Below are 19058 nucleotides of genomic sequence, written 5' to 3'. Positions count from 1 at the left end.
GGGGTTCGAATCCCCTACGGGTCATAGTAGTATGGAGGCTTAGCTCAGCTGGGAGAGCATCTGCCTTACAAGCAGAGGGTCGGGGGTTCGATCCCCTCAGCCTCCACCATTTATTTTTAATAGACTTCCCTACTATTGCCGCGGGATGGAGCAGTTCGGTAGCTCGTCGGGCTCATAACCCGAAGGTCGCAGGTTCAAATCCTGCTCCCGCAACCAATTAACTTTTTAATGAAAATTATTATGGAACTGTGGTGTAGAGGCCTAACATGCCTGCCTGTCACGCAGGAGATCGCGGGTTCGAATCCCGTCAGTTCCGCCATTTTCACAAAGTTACATTACCCTGTTGGGAGCCATTAGCTCAGTTGGTAGAGCACCTGACTTTTAATCAGGGTGTCGAAGGTTCGAGTCCTTCATGGCTCACCATTCATGTACTTATATGTCATGGATATAATTGTATTGCGGACGTGGCTCAGCGGTAGAGCATCGCCTTGCCAAGGCGAGGGTCGCGGGTTCGATTCCCGTCGTCCGCTCCATATTTGCGCCCTTAGCTCAGCTGGATAGAGCGTTTGACTACGAATCAAAAGGCCGGGAGTTCGAATCTCTCAGGGCGCGCCATTAACTTCATAAGCCGGTGTGGCGGAATTGGCAGACGCGCGCGACTCAAAATCGTGAGGGAAACCGTGGAGGTTCGAGTCCTCTCACCGGCATCTATTTCGGGATGTAGCTCAGCTTGGTAGAGCACCTGGTTTGGGACCAGGGGGTCGCATGTTCAAATCGTGTCATCCCGATTCAATAGGAAGTCGCTGGAAGCAGCGACTTTTTTGTTATTAGCTTTTGTATAAATCAGTAATCTTCAGGTCACACTAACACAAAAAGTGGGACGGAAGGGATTACTGTGAAGCGATTAAGTTGGAAAAAACAGATGAAACGGCGCTGGAAACAGTGGAGAAGAACAGTGTGGGCATGTACTATTTTGGGTGCGGCTTGCTTACTGGCAGGGTTGGGTATTCTGTTTTCGAATCATATGCAGGCTATGCTGTCGCAACCACTGGCTACTCCCGTTATGGCAGAGATGGAGGAGGAGTCACCAAATTATACTTCTACCGAAGACCGCTCCTCGCAGATGCAGCTATTGCAAAGTATTCATGCTTCCGGTATAAGCAGGAAGACCCGTTTGTTAACTACCTACGTATGTGGTACGGAGACCACTTCCTTGGGAACGTTAAGTTCACAACAACTGGAAAGTTTGCTGAAGCAACATCCCGATTGGAAGGGACGGCTTAATACTAAAGGAGAAGTGTGGCTGGAGCGCAGGGTGGAAGATTTGTCGGAGTCATGCAAAGAGCGAGCATATATGGGCTTAAGCACTGATGGACAGCTTACATTGTTTGAAGGGCTGCCTAAAAAGGAAAAAGTAATTCGTACTTTTTTTCAATTGGATATAGGGTCTATGGAGACGGCCTTGCCGGAAGGGGTATATAAACAACTTCAGCAGGGAATCCGTGTACAGGATATAAATGAGTATAACAGTGTAATCTCCACTTTTAGTGACTTCGCAGTGGAGCGAACACAGAGGGTATTAAAGCAACATTATTGATTATAAGTACAGAGACGTTAGGCATTGCCCATGAGGTGAGGCTAGTAGCGTCTCTTTTTATGTTTTCACTTGTGGTTAAACTTTTTCCTCTATTAGATACAAAGTTTTGTTATAATGAAAAGAACGACACATATGTTCGCTTTATATGGAATTTACTCATGTATAATAACGATAGTGCTAGCTGATGGTTAGTTAGGCATGTTTGAGCGATAGGGGAGAGGTTTTTTTGCGTTTTTTAGGAATTGATCCCGGTATTGCCATTGTGGGCTTCGGGTTTGTAGACAAGATAGGCAGTAAGGTGGTTCCTGTGCAATATGGCTGTATCCAGACGGAGGCCCATACACCCGAAGAAGACAGGTTGCTTCATGTGTATGAAGGCATGTTGCAATTAATTGATAAGTACAAGCCGGATGCGGTTGCATTGGAGAAGCTTTTTTTTAATCGCAACGTTACAACAGCCATGTCCGTGAGTCAGGCACGTGGGGTGCTGGTATTGGCTGCCAAGCAACGTAATCTGCCTATAGGGGAATACACGCCCATGCAGGTAAAGCAGGCTATTGTAGGGTATGGCAAGGCGGAGAAGAAGCAGGTACAGGAGATGGTTAGAATGTTTCTAAAGCTCCAGGCTGTGCCCAAACCGGATGATGTAGCGGATGCTTTGGCAGTGGCTATTTGTCATGCGCATTCCTATGGACTAAATTCAAAATTAAATGAGGTATTACGAAAATGATAGATTTCTTGCGTGGTTCTGTAGCTCACTTGGAAAATGAATATGTCGTTTTGGATGTGCAGGGTGTAGGGTATCGGGTATTTTGTCCGAATCCTTACGCCTTCGCCAAAACGGAAGGACCGGTGGTTATTTACACTCACCATCATGTAAGGGAAGATGCTATTTTACTGTTTGGGTTTGCAACCCGTGAGGAGCAGCAATTATTCCGTAAGTTGATCGATGTGTCTGGTATTGGACCACGGGTGGCTCTTGGTATTTTGGGGGGCGGTACGCCTGCGCATGTGGTGACGGCGATTTATCAGGAAAATATTACATTTCTAACCAAATTACCAGGAATTGGTAAAAAGACGGCACAACGTATGATTCTAGATTTGAAAGACAAGCTGGACGGTATTGGGTCGTTGGGAATGGCTACCGGATTGTTCGCGGAGCCTGTTGTAGAAGAAGGCGAAGGTTCGTACTGGAGTGAGGCGCGTGAGGCGCTTAAGGCGCTCGGTTACACGGATGCTGAGTTAGATAAGGTATGGAGCAAAATGAAGAAAGATGCGAAACCTGATGATTCTGCTGACATTTTGATGAAACGGGCTTTGCAACTGTTGTTTGCCGGATAGGACGCTGATGTCCGTGAATAGAAATCTGGTAAAAAGAGGAGCGATGGAATGTGGATGACCGGATTATTTCCGCCAATTTGATGATGGAAGACCAGACGGCGGAGTTAAGCCTTCGCCCCCGTTATCTAAATGAATATATCGGGCAAAATCAGGTTAAGGAAAATCTGAAAGTATATATTGAAGCGGCCAAGATGCGTAAAGAAGCGTTGGACCATGTATTGTTGTACGGACCGCCCGGATTGGGTAAAACCACTTTGGCTAACATTATCGCCAATGAGTTAGGGGTTAATTTACGTACAACTTCAGGACCTGCAATTGAAAGACCGGGAGATTTGGCAGCATTGCTGACCAACCTTCAAGAGGGTGATGTTTTGTTCATTGATGAAATTCATCGCCTTCACCGTACAGTGGAAGAAGTCATGTATCCGGCGATGGAAGATTTTGCACTGGACATTATGATTGGCAAAGGCCCAAGTGCACGTTCAGTTCGTTTGGATTTACCGCCCTTTACTCTTATAGGCGCTACTACACGCGCTGGGTTGCTCTCTGCGCCATTGCGTGACCGATTTGGCGTTATTAGTCGATTAGAGTTTTATACGACAGACGAGCTGGCTTACATCGTGTCTAGGAATGCGGATATTATGGAAATCGAGATTGTCGGGGATGCGGCGGAGGAAATCGCATTGCGTTCACGGGGGACACCGCGGATTGCCAACCGACTGTTAAAAAGGGTACGTGATTTTGCCCAAGTTGCCGGAGACGGTATTATTCATTCAGAGTTGGCTGCAGAGGCACTAAAGAGACTTCAAATAGATCCACTCGGGCTGGATGAAATTGACCATAAAATGCTTAAGGCTATGATTCATTCATTCCGAGGCGGACCTGTAGGATTGGACACCATTGCTGCGACCATTGGTGAAGAGAGCCAGACGATTGAAGATGTGTACGAGCCTTATTTGTTACAAATTGGCCTTTTACAAAGAACACCTCGCGGACGAACGGTGACTCCGGCGGCATATGCTCACCTTGGAATTCCTATGCCAACAGACCCACGGTGACTAGGAAATTATAGTGCACTTTTAAAAATCATTGAGTGTTATTCGTAAGTATGACGATATGAAGTGGATTAGACAGATGAATTGAGCTAAGAAGTGTATAAGTCCGATTCAAGCGGGTTCAAATTTTAGTTTATTCCGCCGATGTATTTAAAGGGATAGACGCGGGTCGAGATCCCGATAAATCATGTAATATAAGTGCTAGTCAGCTAGAATTGGGGGAGCTAGAAATGAGTGGAGATACATTGAACCGAAATAAAAATTTCGGAGCGTGGACAGGCCGGCTCAAACGAGCAGCTTTGATTATGGTATTAGCTACAGCTTGCATACCTTGGCCTTCAGCTGTTCAGGCTGCTGCCGCCCAAGAGGATATTCGTGTAGTGATCTTTGCGGATCTAGGCAGCAAATATAAAGCGACAGTTCCCGCTGTAACTTTGAAATCATCAGGGAGCCTGAGTGTTGGCCAGAACAGTGGGGGCAGCTTTCAGGCTTGGATGGGACTGCCAGACAGTACGGCTCGTTTTAGTGTAGACAGCTATCGAGTGAAGGTGTTTGAAGGAAATGAAGCGGCTGCGATAAAAGCGGCTCAAGCTCTGCAAAAGACTAATGATAAACCTACTGTTTTTATTGGTTCAAAAAACGGTGGCTCTGTCTATCAAGTGTATGCGGGATTATATGCTAGTGAACAGTCGGCACAGGCTGCCGTGCAACGGATTTCCTCAGCAACCGGAGCGCAGGCCGAAGTTAAGGGAAACAAACATTGGTCGACGGGCAGCTACGGAAGCGAGCAGGAGGCTAATCTCGTTCGCACGACGATTGCTGCCGCAGGTTTTGATGCTTTTACTGTAATTCAATCAAGAGGCCAGTATGCTGTATGGGTTGGAGAAGAAAGTAATGACAGTAAGCTGTCGGCCTTGAAAACAGAGCTGGAGAGCAAGCAGCCTAGACTCACCCTTTCCAAAGTGAATACTACTCAAACTGGTCTTATCCTAAGACAGGAAGCAGGAGTAACGACAGGCTCAGAGGTGATGCCTCATTACATGCTAAGTGGCTCTAATAATAGCAAGATAATTGTCAACGGCGGTAATAATGGAATCCAAGTGGTCGAAAGGTCACAGCGTACATATCGCGGCGACATGGAGATTGGCATAACGTCAGGACAGCTGGCGCTTGTGAATGAAGTCCCTTTGGAGCAGTATTTGTATTCCGTAGTTGGAGCAGAAGTCTATTCCTCATGGCCAACTGAAGCGCTTAAGGCTCAAGCGGTAGCGGCTCGCAGTTATGCGCTTGCCCAAGGCAATCGGTTTCAGATCGGCAATGTGGTAGATGGCACGCTTAGCCAAGCTTACAATGGTAAGAGCTCAGAACATGCAAATGTCAACGAGGCTGTAGATGCAACAGCTGGTGAAGTTATTAAGAGTGGCGGCAAAGTGGTCGAAGCTGTATTCTCCTCTAATGCGGGTGGTGTTACAGCAGATGCTTCCGAAGTGTGGAATAGTGGTGGTGAAGCGTTTGCGAGCGTGGACAGCTCGGGAGATACTTCGGCACAAAAAGGAGCACAGGAGTGGTATCATGTACTTCTCTCCAGTGGCAAGACAGGTTATATCCGCGAGGATAATGCTAAGGAGCTGGAGGGAGTCACAGAAGCGGGGTTAGACAAAATCACCGTCACTGCGGAAAATACAAATGTGCGTCCTATTCCTCAAATCCAATCAACGGTTACACCCGTAGCAAAAGCGCAGCCGGGCGAAGAGATGATTGTTCTGGAAAAGGTGCCTCAATCCGGAGACTATGCATGGGTTAGAGGGCCCTTTACAGCAGCTCAAATTGCTAAGTCCTTGCAAGGGGAAATAACTGGCACGGTACCGTCCTCTGTTAATCACCTTGATGTTACCAAACGGGGTCCGTCAGGGCGAGTGTTGGAGGTTGAAGCAGATGGAACTCCTTTAAAAGTGAAGTATCCGGACATGTATCGCTCAGCGATGGGGGGGCTACCAAGCACACTGTTTGATATTGCGAGTACCGGCAGTTATACTGTATTAGGCGCTGATGGAGCTACTACTCATGTAAGCGGCACACAAGGCACCCAAATTCTGTCGGCATCTGGCAGCAGCACTTCAAGTGGCAACGGGGTGGTCGTCATGAATGAAGATCGCCATGCACGAGTCATCGACAAAACGCAAAGCTTTATTTTTACAGGTAAAGGGAATGGTCATGGCTTGGGCTTATCACAATGGGGGGCCAATGGATTGGCAGAGCAGGGGTATGATTACAAGAAAATTTTGCAACACTATTACAAAAATGTGGATATAGTTAAGGACTGACCAATATATGAACGTAAACGATTACGATTTTGAACTACCTGAAACATTAATTGCACAGACGCCTTTGCTTGAGCGGACCGCTTCTAGATTACTGACGTTAAACAAAAACAACGGTGAAGTGGGACATCATACATTTTCGGATATTGTGCAGTATCTTCAGCCAGGGGATACGCTGGTTCTGAATGATACCAGAGTAATTCCTGCACGTTTGTTTGGCATCAAGCAAGACACCGGGGCTAAGGCCGAGGTTTTGCTGCTTAAACAACTGGAGGGAGACAGATGGGAAGCATTGGTGAAACCCGGCAAAAAGCTGAAAAAGGGAGCTGTTATTGTTTTCGGTGATGAGCTGAAGGCAGTTATTGAGGAAGAAGGAGATATGGGCGGAAGGGTACTTTCATTTTCATATGATGGTATTTTTCAGGAGATCCTGGATCGCTTAGGGCAGATGCCGCTTCCTCCGTATATTAAGGAACAGCTGGATGATCGTGAGCGGTATCAAACCGTTTATGCTCGGCACGAAGGTTCTGCTGCGGCTCCAACGGCAGGGTTACATTTTACCGAAGAATTACTGGACCGGATTAAAGAGAAGGGCGTTACGGTTGCCTTTATCACACTTCATGTCGGTTTAGGGACGTTCAGACCGATGTCGGTGGATACGATTGAAGAGCATGTCATGCATGAAGAATACTATTCATTGTCACAGGAAACGGCGGATGTACTCAATGCAACCAAGGCGCGCGGCGGAAGAGTCGTGGCAGTGGGAACAACCAGTTGCCGAACGCTAGAGACGGTGGGCAATAACTTCGTAGATGGGGTACTACAGGCCAGCAGTGGCTGGACACAAATTTTTATTTATCCAGGCTATAAATTCCGTGTGGTGGATGCAATGATTACGAATTTTCATTTGCCTAAGTCCACCTTGGTTATGCTGGTCAGCGCACTGGCTGGCAGAAAGAATATTATGCATGCTTACCAGGAGGCGATTGACCAAAAATATCGGTTCTTTAGCTTCGGGGACGCTATGTTCATTTATTAATTAAGGATGGTAGAGAAAATATGGCACCAGCAATAAGATACGAACATATTAAGACCTGCAAGCAATCAGGAGCACGTCTTGGACGTGTACACACGCCTCACGGAGTTATTGAGACTCCAACCTTTATGCCTGTGGGAACTCAAGCAACCGTTAAAACGATGAGCCCTGAGGAACTGAAAGCGATGGATGCTCATATTATTTTGAGTAATACGTACCATCTGTTTCTTCGTCCTGGTCATGATATTATCCGAGAAGCGGGCGGACTGCACAAGTTTATGAATTGGGATCGTCCTATTTTAACAGACAGCGGCGGATTCCAAGTGTTTTCCTTAAGTGAAATGCGTAAGATTTCAGAGGAAGGTGTTCATTTCCGCTCTCATCTAAATGGAGATAAGAAGTTTCTTTCTCCGGAAGTGGCGATGGAAGTCCAAAACTCGCTTGGCTCGGATATTATGATGGCCTTCGATGAATGTCCACCGTTTCCGGCTGAGTATGAATACGTGAAAAAGTCACTGGAGCGCACCAGCCGTTGGGCTGAGCGTTGTTTGGAGGCACATGCGCGTCCACATGATCAAGGGCTGTTCGCCATTGTACAAGGAGGCATGCATGAAGATCTGCGTAAGCAAAGTGCGGCAGATTTGACTTCCATGGATTTCCCGGGGTATGCTATTGGTGGACTGAGTGTAGGTGAACCTAAGCATTTGATGTATGAAGTGCTCGATTACACGGTTCCTCTGCTTCCTACTAACAAACCACGTTATCTGATGGGCGTTGGTTCGCCGGATGCTTTGATTGAAGGCTCCATTCGTGGTGTGGATATGTTCGATTGTGTACTTCCAACCCGAATTGCTCGCAACGGAACAACGATGACAAGTCAAGGACGTCTTGTTGTTCGGAATGCGAATTATGCAAGCGATTTTGGCCCGCTTGATCCGGCTTGTGATTGCTACACTTGTCGCAATTATTCACGTGCTTACTTGCGACATTTAATTAAAGCAGATGAAACCTTCGGGCTCCGACTGACAACGTATCATAACTTGCATTTCTTAATACAATTGATGCGTAATGTCAGACAAGCGATTATGGATGACAGGCTGCTTGATTTCCGCGATGAATTTTTTGAGCAGTACGGTCTTCATGATAATGATAAAGGTTTTTAAGTTTTAGGGGAGAGTATACGAAAGGGGGATTTAATGTGTTTCATTTTGCTACAGCTGCGGCTGCACCTGGTGGAGCTGGCGGACTTTTTCAAATGATCTGGCCACTGGCTCTGATGTTTGTAATCTTCTATTTCTTGCTGATTCGTCCGAATCAGAAAAAACAAAAGCAGCGTCAATCGATGCTTCAAGCTTTGAAAAAAGGAGATAAAGTAATTACAATCGGAGGACTTCACGGTACAATTGTGGAGATTACGGACGATGTGGTTGTTTTGCGTGTGAACGATGTGACGAAGCTGACCTTTGACCGCAGTGCAATTAGTAATGCGATTGCAAAAGACACTGCATCTGAGGAAGTTGTTTCTAAATCGTAAAATGCGATTGTTATAAAAAAACCGAGCCTTTGAGGAGGCTCGGTTTTTTTTGTGTTACATACATGTTGACTTACTTACTAAAGTTAATGCCAAACATCCCGCCACCTGCTCCTATAACAAACGCGATTCCTAAGTGCAGCAGGTCTTTACCATTCATGCCTGCATCCAATGCCAAAAAACCGACCAGAAGAACGATTAGTCCATACAGAATGCCTGTAATACCGCCTTGATACCAGCCTTTGTTCGTGGATCTTTTACCGGCGACGAAGCCACCAGATAGCATGGCGAATGCGTGGACGATGTACGTATACAATGATAAGTCCTGTTCTTGCATCTGTGTCATCCACAAGAGTATTGAAAGAATCAATGCGCCAAACAGCATCCATGCAAAGGCATAAAATAAGCCGGATAAAATGGGATGGGCCAGACGAAACGAACACCAGCGGCGAATGAGCTCCATGGATAATTCCTCCTGTACCAAGGTTTGAACTATTATCATTCTATGGCCAAGCTTCCCGGGTTAGTACCAAGTCGTAAGCAGTCTTTCTCTTTATTTCAATAATTTAGCCTTTTGTTTTTTGTATGAGCCAAGTGAGGAACGGTCAGAATACGTGTACAATGAACGACTAATGTCTTGTCGCAAGTACAGGAGAGGAGGCGAACCTATTGAGTCACGATATTTTTGCTCATATTTTTCGGACGCTGCTCATGTATTTTATTGTATATCTGGTGATGCGCTTGATGGGTAAAAGGGAGATCGGAAAATTGTCTGTTTTCGATCTCGTCATATCCATTATGATTGCGGAAATTGCTGTATTCAGCCTGGAGGATATAAAACGTCCACTTTATGAAGGGTTGATTCCTTTAGGAGTGCTGTTAATTTTGCAAATCGGAATTTCCTATTTCAGTCTGAAAAGTCGGCGTCTGCGCTTACTATTTGATGGTAGGCCCAGTGTATTGTACTCAAATGGACAACTAAACAAGGACGAAATGGCGAAGCAACGTTACAACTTAGATGACTTGCTGTTACAACTTCGTGAACAAAATATAGAAAGTTTGGATGAGGTTGAATATGTCATTTTGGAAACAACAGGTAAACTTACGGTGATTGACAAGGATATTTACGATGGCGCTAAACATGAAAAAATAAAGCAGGAACAAAACAAAAATGATTTGATAAGCAAAGAACAACAGGAAAATAAAGTCCACCCTTCTCCACAAATCGGTGGAAAATTTAGATATGAGGGACTACCGATTCCATTAATTATGGACGGCAAGGTGCTGGATCGAAATTTGGAACGGATGGATATGAACCGTTTTTGGCTTAAAAATCAGATTCAAGCGAAGGGTCACAAAGATTTTAAGGATGTTTTCTTATGCTCGGTCAACCATAGAGGGGATGTGTATATTACACCACCGGCCTATGGAGAATCTTTGGATTAGCTTTTTTTATGCTTTAAACCATCTTCTCAGTATTGGAATGCGTGTGAGGTTGTCCCAGTCGATCATTTTGATCAAGGTCATCAGGAAAAGGTAGAGAATAATTCCCAAGCCTGCGGCAAAAATAAATTGGAGCCACATTTGATCGAAAATCGTTAAATGTCTGTAGGTATATAATACCGCTGCCGCCATAATGATCATGCCCATCCCGGTTTTCCAGAAGTCAAGTAAACGTACACGAAAGCGAAGCAGTCTGCTGACACTGAAGCCATGTAGGAGGGTAACGATAGCACTGTTAATACAGATGGCGATGACAGCTCCGTAGATACCGTACTGAGGCTGAGAAGCAAGCCATACAATCAGCACAATTTTGATAATGGCTCCGATAAAGGTGTTCAATAAGGCACTTCCAGGGCGGTCTAACGCCTGAAGTGCTGCCTGAAGCGGGGCCTGAATGTACATAAAAAGTGCAAAGGGGGCCATGAGTTTAAGCATGCCTGCAATATCGCCGTTATTGTAGAGCAGCAGACACAGCGGCTCTGCTAATACATACATAATTACGGCAAATGGGGCTCCTGCGACTAAAGCAAGTCGAAGCGATTGATGCAAACGTTTGTGAATGGCAGTAATATGCCCTTTCGCTGCTGCTTCGGATAACGAAGGCACGAGTGAAACAGCCAGTGAACTGGTAAGGGCCCCTGGTAGTAATAACACAGGAATAACCATGCCTTGCATGGCCCCATATTGTGCGGTTGCAACGCCAGTTGCAATGCCTGCTACGGCGAGGCTACGCATGCATAAGATAGATTCGAGCAAATAAGATAAGGAACCGACAAGCCTTCCAGCAGTAACGGGAACAGATATCGACATAAGACGTGACAAAACGGATGATTGGTCGGTATGAACCTTTGGGGGTAAAGGGGCCTTTGGTTGAAGAATGTGATCTTTTCGCTGGTTCCAGGCATATTGCCACAGCAGCACAACCATGCCAATGAATTCACCCGCCAAAGCACCGAGCATGGCACCTGCAGCAGCGTAGGCTACACCATGAGGAAGTAACAAGTAAGCAAACCAAATGACGCAAAAAATGCGCATGACGGTTTCCGCAATGGAGGAACTTGCGGAAGGAATCATATTTTGTTTTCCTTGAAAATAGCCCCTATAAGCTGAGGAAACAGCAACAATGACAATCATTGGGCTCATACTTACGAATGTATAATACACACGGCTGTCGGTCAGGAGATGGCTTGTGATCCAAGGTGCAAACACAAGACAGATTGCCATGGCGATCAGGCTGAGTGTAATGGTGAAGCGCAAGCTAGTGTGCAAAATACGCCGTGACATCTCGGGTTGCCCCGCCGTTTCAGCTTCAGCTACAAGCTTGGCTACCGCAAGAGGGATGCCCCCAGTAATAAGAGTCACTAGTACAATAAAAAAGGGATACCCCTGCTGGTACAAGCCGACTCCTTCGGGGCCGATGATACGCGGGAGTGCGATTCGGGGAATAAAACCCAGTAGCCGATTGATGATTCCCGCTGCCAATAAAATAATTGCTCCATGAATGAATGTCTGCTTTTTCAATCGCAACTCCCTCTTCCCCAAAATGAAATTCTGCGTCTATGTGTTTCCTTAGAAGATATGCTGGACCTGTCCATGTTCATGACAAGCTTTTCAGTTTAGAAACAAGGTGATCCAGACTACAAGAGGGAGAGTGGTGAATTCTGCTATTGACGAGCGAAATGAATGCATATATTGTTGATTTACGGCTATTTTTCGACGAAAAGAAGGGTTTTCCAAGATCAGGACAGAAATGTTCTATAAAGCAGTCAATAACCCCGCTATTTGCTGATCTGCGGAACCGATAGTCGCTGGGAGGAGGAACGACCATCGTGGGTATGGAAGAGCTGGATGAGCAGGATTGGGATGACGCAATTGAGATTCTCTGTCAAAGTAAGGCAGACGAGCTGATTCTCGTAGGCTATGAACATGTCACCAGTAAGGACGTGTGGAATTGCGTCAGCCATAAATATGAAAAGGAGGGTATTCCTCCGCTGCACAAGCTCGTTAACGATATACTTTCCCTTAAAGCGACGAGCTTTATGAACTATTTGACGATGTCCGCATTACGGGGCTCCACTTTCGAATAGAAGGGGGTCTTTTTTTGCGTTCAAATTGACTGCTTTTTGAGGGGTAGCTATAATAGGAATATTGAGAATGAAAGGGGAACATGGGACGGAATGAAGAGAATTCTAAGTTTCATCGTGGTCGTGCTCATAACTACTGGTGTTATGGTCGGGACAAGCCCGGGCCTACTAAAAAGTTTAAAACTAGGCCTCGATTTAAAGGGAGGCTTTGAAATTTTATATGAAGCCCAGCCTTTGGAAGCCGGGCAACGTGTAACCAGCCAGTCTCTGATACAGACAGCACAAAGTCTGGAGAGACGGATTAATGCGCTTGGTACGACTGAGCCGGAAGTAACAACGGAGGGCACCAATCGTATTCGCGTGCGGCTTGCTGGTGTCTCTAATGAGGCAGAAGTCCGCTCCATGCTGAAAAAGCCCGCAGAGTTAACCTTCCGTAGTGCAACGGCAGCAGATGCTAAAAAGCCGGGTCAATACAGCAAAATTGAGCTCCGTGGTAATGATTTTGTGGAGAATGGCGCTGTTGTAGGCTATGACCAACTGAATCAACCTGAGATTAGTATTAAAGTAAAAGACAAAGCCAAATTTGCAGAAATCACAAAGCGACTTTTGAATAAAGAGTTGGCTATTTTCCTGGATGATGAGTTACTGTCTGCACCTACAGTACGTGGAGAATTGACGGATGGCAGTGCTTCGATTACAGGTAACTACACACGTGATGAGGCGAACAAGCTAGCAGATACGATAAACCTGGGTGCTCTTCCACTTAAACTGACGGAAAAATATTCTCAGAGCGTAGGGGCTACATTGGGTCAGCTGTCACTGGATCAGACGATCCGTGCTGGTTTGATCGGTTCGATCATCATTCTGATCTTTATGATTGCAATGTTCCGTGTACCAGGCCTAGTGGCCAGCTTCTGTCTCATCGTTCATACCTGGCTGGTGCTTGTGATCTTCTATTTGGGCGGCTTCGTGCTTACACTTCCAGGTATTGCTGCATTCGTGCTTGGGATCGGGATGGCAGTCGATGCCAATATCATAACGTATGAACGGATTAAAGAAGAAATCAAGTCAGGCAAAACGATTCGCTCCTCTGTCATTGCAGGCAGTAAGGCCTCGTTCCGTACTGTTATGGATGCCAATATTACGACAATTATAGCGGCAGCCGTCATGTTTGGCCTGGGTACAGGCTCCGTTCGAGGATTCGCTCTCGTGCTCATCGTTGATATTGTCGTCAGTATTTTGACGAATATCTTCTTCTCGCGCTTCTTGCTCAATCTGCTAGTTAAAGCGGATGCTGTGAAGAAGGCCAAGTATTTTGGTGTGAAGGAGAGTGATATCAGTGCGCTTTAATTGGGACTACAAATATGTCAAGATGAGCAAGTGGTTTTATACATTCTCGATTATCATCACATTGCTTGGTATTTTGAGCTTGTCGATATTCGGTTTGAATTATGGGGTTGATTTTCGTTCCGGTTCCAACGTGGATGTTAATTTGACTAAGGCAGTTACACAAAAACAGATTCAAACTTTGCTGGACAAGAACGGGATCGGCAAAGAGGTGGATTATACACCAGGTAAAGAGCGCTTCGGCATTCGTTTTTCACAAGTATTGACGGATCAGCAAGTGAATGAATTCAAAACCTCTTTTAACAAAGAGCTTGATCCAAAGGCATCATTTGAGGTCAATACGGTGGATACGGAAATGGCGCAAGAGCTGGAGCGAAATGCAATCTGGGCGATTTTACTGGCCTCTGTGGCCATTGCTATTTACATTTCGATCCGGTTTGAATGGCGTTTTGCGGTTGCTGCAATTGTTTCGTTACTGCATGATGCGTTTCTTGTCATCAGTATTTTCTCGATTTTCCGACTTGAGGTCGATTTGACCTTTATTACGGCCATTCTGACGATTGTCGGTTTCTCCATTAACGATACCGTCGTTATTTTTGACCGTATTCGGGAAAACCTGCGATTTGCAAAGAAAAAGTCCAGAGCTGATTTGGAGCAAGTAGTCGATCACAGTATTGCACAAACAATGACGCGTTCACTCGCAACTGTGTTTACAGTGTTTATTGCGTCCGTCTGTCTATTCATATTTGGCGGCGAATCCATTCGGATGTTCTCGCTTGCGATGGTGATCGGTTTGCTGTTCGGTGCTTACTCTTCCATCTTCATTGCCAGCCCGCTGTGGGTAGCTTTGAAGGGGAAACAAAAGACCCCGACAGCTGGTGGAGCAGCCAAAACTGCAAAGTCTTAAGTTACGCAAATACCAGTAGTATAAATTAAAGAGAAAGCCGCGTCTGCTTGGGCGCGGTTTTCTAAGGTTTTAAGATTTACCTAATGCTGTGGCTAATAGTGAAACACCTGATTGTAAAAGGTTTAGTTTTAAGAATTCGGTTATATTGGATTGGAGCTTTATCGGGAAATGGTTAGTTCAGGATTGAGGGGGAAATGTTGTGAATAGCGAACGCAGCCGATCATTAGAAACTGCGGCGTTGAGCGGGATTGTAGGTAATCTCGCGCTGGCTGTTCTAAAGGGAACCGTCGGTTATGCGGCAAACAGCAAGGCGTTGATGGGGGATGCACTGCACACGGCTGCGGATAGTGCTTCCCGTTTGCAGGAACTGCTGTTCTCCAAGGGTGGTACAGATCACCGAGTGCTGGCGCGGTTGCGGAACGGTGAAAAAGTTCGGACGGTCATATCTGTGGTGCTGGCTATTTTAGTGCTGATGAGCGGACTTCAGCTAGGTATTTCCGCCGTTCGTTCATTAAGCAGTTCGGAACCGCAGGCTCCCGGTCTGTATGCTTTAATTACCGTGTTAATTGCCCTGGTGTTGAGAGAAGCGTTATTTCAGTTTCAATATCGCTATTCGATTAAACATGGCCATAAAGCGGAAGCAGATCGGTACGCTAACCATGAACGGTACTCGCTGTATGCATCGCTGATTGCATTGATCGGTATGATCGGTGCAATGACTGGCGAAGCAATGGAATGGCCTGCATTATTGTATCTTGATCCAACTGCAGCTTTGCTGGTAGCCTGTCTGGTGCTGCGTAAAGGATATCTGATGGTGATGAATACCGCTTATCAGGCACCTGCACAGCCCTTGCGGGAGGAAGACTCCCAGCGCTTTATGGAGACGATTCAACGAGTATATGGTATTGTAACGGTTGAACACTTACATGCTCAGGAAACGGGCCATTTCATAACAGTGGATGTAACGATAAGTGTTAACCCGCGGATTACGGTGCAGGAAGCGCAGGAAATTGCCGATCGAGCCAAAAATTTACTGTTAGCCCGTTTTCCACAGGTGACTCATGTACAAATGCAGTTCATTTCTTACCAAGCCGGGTATCCTTATAAATCCAATCATGAACTGCCTGATAATGATGCGTCGTCCTTGCTTCAATAAGGCAGGCCGACTATGAAAGAAAGGTGAATAGGATTGCTTCATTCGCAGTACAGATGGAAGACCCCGGATGTTGACCTGGAAGCGGCTCAGCCGTTAACAGAAGAGCTGGGGATTTCACCATTGTTGTCCCGGCTTTTAGTGAACCGGGGCGTCACTACGGCCGGGGAAGCAAACCGCTTTTTGTACGGAAGTGTGGACGATGTACACGACCCATTTCTGCTTCTTGGCATGAAAGAGGCCGTGCCGAGAATTCGCCAGGCTCTGGAGCGCGGCGAGCATATATTAATCTATGGCGATTATGATGCGGACGGTGTATCCAGTACATCATTGATGATTCAGCTTATGCGTTTTCTGAAGGCATCTTATGATATTTATATCCCCCATCGTTCCAATGAGGGATATGGTCTGCACAATCATGCTCTGGACTGGGCGCATCAGCAGGGAGTTACGCTGGTCATTACAGTGGATACGGGCATTAGTGCAGTAGAGCAAATTGCTTATGCGGCTTCCTTAGGGATCGATGTGATTGTGACTGACCATCATGAACCGCCTGCTGTGCTTCCCGAGGCTTATACTTTGATCAATCCGAAGCTACCGGATTGTCCCTACCCATTTAAAGGTCTTGCAGGCGTTGGTGTTGCCCTGAAGCTAGCTCAGGCGCTGTTGAGTGAAGTACCCGAGGAATGGTTCGAAATCGCTGCTATTGGTACGGTAGCTGATTTGATGCCACTACATGGTGAGAATCGGACGATAGTACGTAGAGGGATTCAATCCATGAGAAACTCCGCATTTCCAGGGATTCGAGCGTTGCTTCATGTAGCGGGCGTGGAGATATCCACAGTGACTTCGGTCAACATCGCATTTGCATTGGCTCCGCGGATTAATGCGAGCGGGCGTCTAGATCATGCGGGTCGAGCGGTTTCTCTGCTGACGACAGAAAAAGAGGAGGAAGCAGACCAACTTGCGCATGCGCTGGATCTGCTCAATCGTGAGCGTCAACAAGTGGTCGAACGCATTGTGGAGCAAGCCGAGCAGCAATTAGCATCCAAACTAAAGGGAGGCAAGCTTCCATCTGTTATTGTTCTGGCTGGTGAGGGCTGGAATGTTGGTGTCGTCGGAATTGTGGCATCCAAGCTATTGGATCGTTATTATCGTCCGACCATTATTCTGGGCATAGATACGGAGACAGGCATGTGCAAAGGCTCTGCTCGTTCTATTCCTGCATTGGATATTTACAGTGCTCTTACAGATTGTCATGAGCTTATGGAGCATTTTGGTGGACATCCTTCGGCAGCGGGGATGACGCTGTCCCGTGACCATCTGGAATTATTCGAAGAGCGGCTAAACCACTATGCAGGTTCCATTCTGACACCGGAAGATTTTATCCCTATAGCTGAGGCCGATATGGTCTGTCGTCTGGATGAGATATCTTTACAAGTGGTTGAAGAACTGGAATTGCTCCAGCCTTTTGGGATGGGAAATCCTTCTCCACGATTCGTATTACAGGGACTTCAATTGCGTGAAGCTCGTAAAATGGGACGTGAGAAAAACCATGTGAAGCTATTGCTGGAGCAGAACGGTTTATCGCTGGATGCGATTGCCTTCCGACGTGGCGATTTGGCTGATTTTTTACAGCAGCAAACGGACATAGATCTGTTGGGCGAATTATCAATTAACGAGTGGAACGGTAAACGTTCACTCCAGCTGATGATGCAGGATATTCGTGTACAGGCTCCGCAAATATTTGATTATCGTGGAGTATCGGACCCTCTTGCCGAACTGGAGCGAGGGCTGAGGATCTTCCATCCAAGCTTAGAGGAAAGAAAGAATAATGTTGCGGTGTTGATCCATCCGTCATCCAGGCTTCGGCCATCGAGCTCCGTGAGCGCTGAATCCTTATGGTTATACGATAAAGATGGCAGCGTTACTCCCAGTGAGGGTCAAAAAGATACACAGCACTTTGTGAAGTCGCTGTTCGTACTGGAGCCGCCAGATACACCCGAGCAGTTTCATGCCTTATGGTCTACCTTTGAGAATGTGGAGAATGTATTTCTTCTTCATTCGATCAGTGAGCGTGGCGGCCGGCTCGTAAGCCCCGATAGGGAGCTGTTTAAACGTATTTACATTGTGCTTTCCCGAATGGGAACACAGCTAATTGACGAAAAGGCAATGCTACCTGCTCTTAGCCGGCAGTGCTCCTGTTCAGTACGCATGTTATCCAAAGTACTGGATATCTTCGAGGATCTTGAGTTTTTGACGCGTACAGATGGTCAATTTCGTTTTGTATCCAATCCGCCCAAGCGGGATTTAACTGCTTCTCCGCGCTATCAGGAATTGTATAATATGGCTGAGATGGAGCGGTACTTATTGGATGCAGACACCACCCAGATGACGAGTTGGATCATGTCGCTTATGAAGGGTGCGTCTTGAGATACTACCTTGCAGTTTTGTAAAATGTATATACTAATTAGAAGTTTACAGTAGGAGGAACTAAGTTGGACTACAAAGAATATATTCGGGTGATTTCCGATTTTCCACAACCAGGGATTAGTTTTAAGGACATTACGACCCTAATGAAAAATGGTGAACTGTATCGTAAGGCAATCAACGATATGAAGGAACTGGTATCTGATTTAAAAATTGATTTGATTGCAGGTCCGGAAGCACGTGGATTCGTTGTCGGTGCACCTCTGGCTTATGCGCTTGGTGTTGGTTTTATTCCCATCCGTAAGAGTGGTAAGTTGCCTGGAGAAACCATTGAGGAAGCATACGGTTTGGAATATGGTAAGGATACTCTGGCTATGCATAAGGATGCGATTGAGCCGGGGCAAAATGTTCTGATTGCTGATGATCTGCTTGCTACAGGTGGAACCATCGCTACATCCGTTAACTTGGTACGCCAACTTGGTGGCAATGTGGCAGGGGCTGCTTTTCTTATCGAGCTGTCCGATCTCAACGGACGGGCAAAGCTGCCTGACGTAGACGTATTCACCTTAATTAAGTATTAAGTATTTCGAAACCGGGGTTTCCCGGGAAATATTTATGTATGATGATTTGCCTAAATAGTCCGATGGAACATCTCTTTTCTCTAAAGAGTTGCTCCATCGGACTATTTTGATTAGCAGTAATTATATTGAATTTCCTTATTGTCACGAATTACCACGGTTTTTATTGGAAAAA

Annotated in this window: 17 protein-coding genes and 8 tRNA genes; 23 read left to right on the top strand and 2 right to left on the bottom strand. The window is 46.2% G+C overall.

Features of this window, described 5'->3' with window-relative positions; all coding sequences use genetic code 11:
• Positions 1 to 33: 33 nt before the first annotated feature.
• From ACU1JV_RS24040 to yajC, 16 genes are all read left to right on the top strand, one after another.
• A tRNA-Val gene (locus ACU1JV_RS24040) sits at positions 34 to 109 on the top strand.
• A gap of 30 nt (positions 110 to 139) precedes the next feature.
• Positions 140 to 216 (top strand) — tRNA-Met (locus ACU1JV_RS24035).
• Positions 217 to 242: 26 nt separating this feature from the next.
• A tRNA-Asp gene (locus tag ACU1JV_RS24030) sits at positions 243 to 319 on the top strand.
• A 28-nt stretch (positions 320 to 347) separates the two neighbouring features.
• A tRNA-Lys gene (locus tag ACU1JV_RS24025) sits at positions 348 to 423 on the top strand.
• A gap of 35 nt (positions 424 to 458) precedes the next feature.
• Positions 459 to 533: transfer RNA gene (locus ACU1JV_RS24020), tRNA-Gly, on the top strand.
• 5 nt (positions 534 to 538) lie between these two features.
• A tRNA-Arg gene (locus tag ACU1JV_RS24015) sits at positions 539 to 615 on the top strand.
• Positions 616 to 627: 12 nt separating this feature from the next.
• A tRNA-Leu gene (locus ACU1JV_RS24010) sits at positions 628 to 707 on the top strand.
• A gap of 7 nt (positions 708 to 714) precedes the next feature.
• Positions 715 to 788, top strand: a tRNA-Pro gene (locus ACU1JV_RS24005).
• Positions 789 to 895: 107 nt separating this feature from the next.
• The gene (locus ACU1JV_RS24000) at positions 896 to 1597 is read left to right on the top strand and encodes a BofC C-terminal domain-containing protein (RefSeq protein WP_013372653.1); all 702 of its coding nucleotides are present in this window, start codon (positions 896 to 898) and stop codon (positions 1595 to 1597) included.
• Positions 1598 to 1823: 226 nt separating this feature from the next.
• Positions 1824 to 2327 (top strand): crossover junction endodeoxyribonuclease RuvC, encoded by a 504-nt coding sequence (gene ruvC, locus ACU1JV_RS23995; RefSeq protein WP_025675038.1) that lies wholly within the window; start codon positions 1824 to 1826, stop codon positions 2325 to 2327.
• A complete protein-coding gene (ruvA, locus tag ACU1JV_RS23990) occupies positions 2324 to 2938 on the top strand; it encodes a Holliday junction branch migration protein RuvA (RefSeq protein ID WP_063212983.1) in 615 nt (204 codons plus the stop codon). The genes ruvC and ruvA overlap by 4 nt, the downstream gene beginning before the upstream one ends.
• A gap of 50 nt (positions 2939 to 2988) precedes the next feature.
• Positions 2989 to 3996, top strand: a complete 1008-nt coding sequence (ruvB, locus tag ACU1JV_RS23985; RefSeq protein WP_013372650.1) for a Holliday junction branch migration DNA helicase RuvB — start codon at positions 2989 to 2991, stop codon at positions 3994 to 3996.
• 227 nt (positions 3997 to 4223) lie between these two features.
• Positions 4224 to 6317: a SpoIID/LytB domain-containing protein gene (locus ACU1JV_RS23980; protein WP_413986865.1), complete on the top strand. Its 2094-nt coding sequence runs from the start codon at positions 4224 to 4226 to the stop codon at positions 6315 to 6317.
• A 7-nt stretch (positions 6318 to 6324) separates the two neighbouring features.
• Complete coding sequence (gene queA, locus ACU1JV_RS23975; protein ID WP_025675031.1) at positions 6325 to 7353, top strand: tRNA preQ1(34) S-adenosylmethionine ribosyltransferase-isomerase QueA; 1029 nt, start codon at positions 6325 to 6327, stop codon at positions 7351 to 7353.
• A 20-nt stretch (positions 7354 to 7373) separates the two neighbouring features.
• Positions 7374 to 8513, top strand: coding sequence for a tRNA guanosine(34) transglycosylase Tgt (gene tgt / locus ACU1JV_RS23970; protein ID WP_013372647.1), 1140 nt, complete (start codon positions 7374 to 7376; stop codon positions 8511 to 8513).
• Positions 8514 to 8548: 35 nt separating this feature from the next.
• Positions 8549 to 8884: a preprotein translocase subunit YajC gene (yajC, locus tag ACU1JV_RS23965; RefSeq protein WP_013372646.1), complete on the top strand. Its 336-nt coding sequence runs from the start codon at positions 8549 to 8551 to the stop codon at positions 8882 to 8884.
• Positions 8885 to 8954: 70 nt separating this feature from the next.
• Here yajC and ACU1JV_RS23960 read toward each other — a convergent pair whose 3' ends face one another.
• Entirely contained in the window at positions 8955 to 9344 is a 390-nt protein-coding gene (locus ACU1JV_RS23960) for a TIGR04086 family membrane protein (RefSeq protein WP_013372645.1), read from the bottom strand.
• 206 nt (positions 9345 to 9550) lie between these two features.
• Between ACU1JV_RS23960 and ACU1JV_RS23955 the strand changes: the two genes are divergently transcribed.
• On the top strand, positions 9551 to 10327 hold the full coding sequence (locus ACU1JV_RS23955) for a YetF domain-containing protein (protein ID WP_025675029.1): 777 nt from the start codon (positions 9551 to 9553) through the stop codon (positions 10325 to 10327).
• Between the two features lie 6 nt (positions 10328 to 10333).
• On the opposite strand, the gene spoVB is transcribed toward ACU1JV_RS23955, so the two are convergent.
• On the bottom strand, positions 10334 to 11905 hold the full coding sequence (spoVB, locus tag ACU1JV_RS23950; protein WP_413986864.1) for a stage V sporulation protein B: 1572 nt from the start codon (positions 11903 to 11905) through the stop codon (positions 10334 to 10336).
• 308 nt (positions 11906 to 12213) lie between these two features.
• Here spoVB and ACU1JV_RS23945 point away from each other — a divergent pair, with 308 nt between their 5' ends.
• From ACU1JV_RS23945 to ACU1JV_RS23920, 6 genes are all read left to right on the top strand, one after another.
• On the top strand, positions 12214 to 12471 hold the full coding sequence (locus tag ACU1JV_RS23945) for a post-transcriptional regulator (protein ID WP_013372642.1): 258 nt from the start codon (positions 12214 to 12216) through the stop codon (positions 12469 to 12471).
• A gap of 90 nt (positions 12472 to 12561) precedes the next feature.
• Positions 12562 to 13818 (top strand): protein translocase subunit SecD, encoded by a 1257-nt coding sequence (secD, locus tag ACU1JV_RS23940; RefSeq protein WP_129549856.1) that lies wholly within the window; start codon positions 12562 to 12564, stop codon positions 13816 to 13818.
• Positions 13808 to 14722, top strand: coding sequence for a protein translocase subunit SecF (secF, locus tag ACU1JV_RS23935; RefSeq protein WP_413986863.1), 915 nt, complete (start codon positions 13808 to 13810; stop codon positions 14720 to 14722). The genes secD and secF overlap by 11 nt, the downstream gene beginning before the upstream one ends.
• 199 nt (positions 14723 to 14921) lie before the next feature.
• On the top strand, positions 14922 to 15878 hold the full coding sequence (locus ACU1JV_RS23930) for a cation diffusion facilitator family transporter (protein ID WP_413986862.1): 957 nt from the start codon (positions 14922 to 14924) through the stop codon (positions 15876 to 15878).
• Positions 15879 to 15911: 33 nt separating this feature from the next.
• Positions 15912 to 18308, top strand: coding sequence for a single-stranded-DNA-specific exonuclease RecJ (recJ, locus tag ACU1JV_RS23925; protein ID WP_413986861.1), 2397 nt, complete (start codon positions 15912 to 15914; stop codon positions 18306 to 18308).
• Between the two features lie 65 nt (positions 18309 to 18373).
• Positions 18374 to 18886, top strand: coding sequence for an adenine phosphoribosyltransferase (locus ACU1JV_RS23920; RefSeq protein ID WP_013372637.1), 513 nt, complete (start codon positions 18374 to 18376; stop codon positions 18884 to 18886).
• Positions 18887 to 19058 lie beyond the last annotated feature (172 nt).

It is taken from the genome of Paenibacillus sp. T2-29 (genome assembly GCF_052921365.1).
The sequence above is the reverse complement of the archived record's forward strand: the minus strand, read 5'-3'. Positions and strand labels throughout refer to the sequence as shown.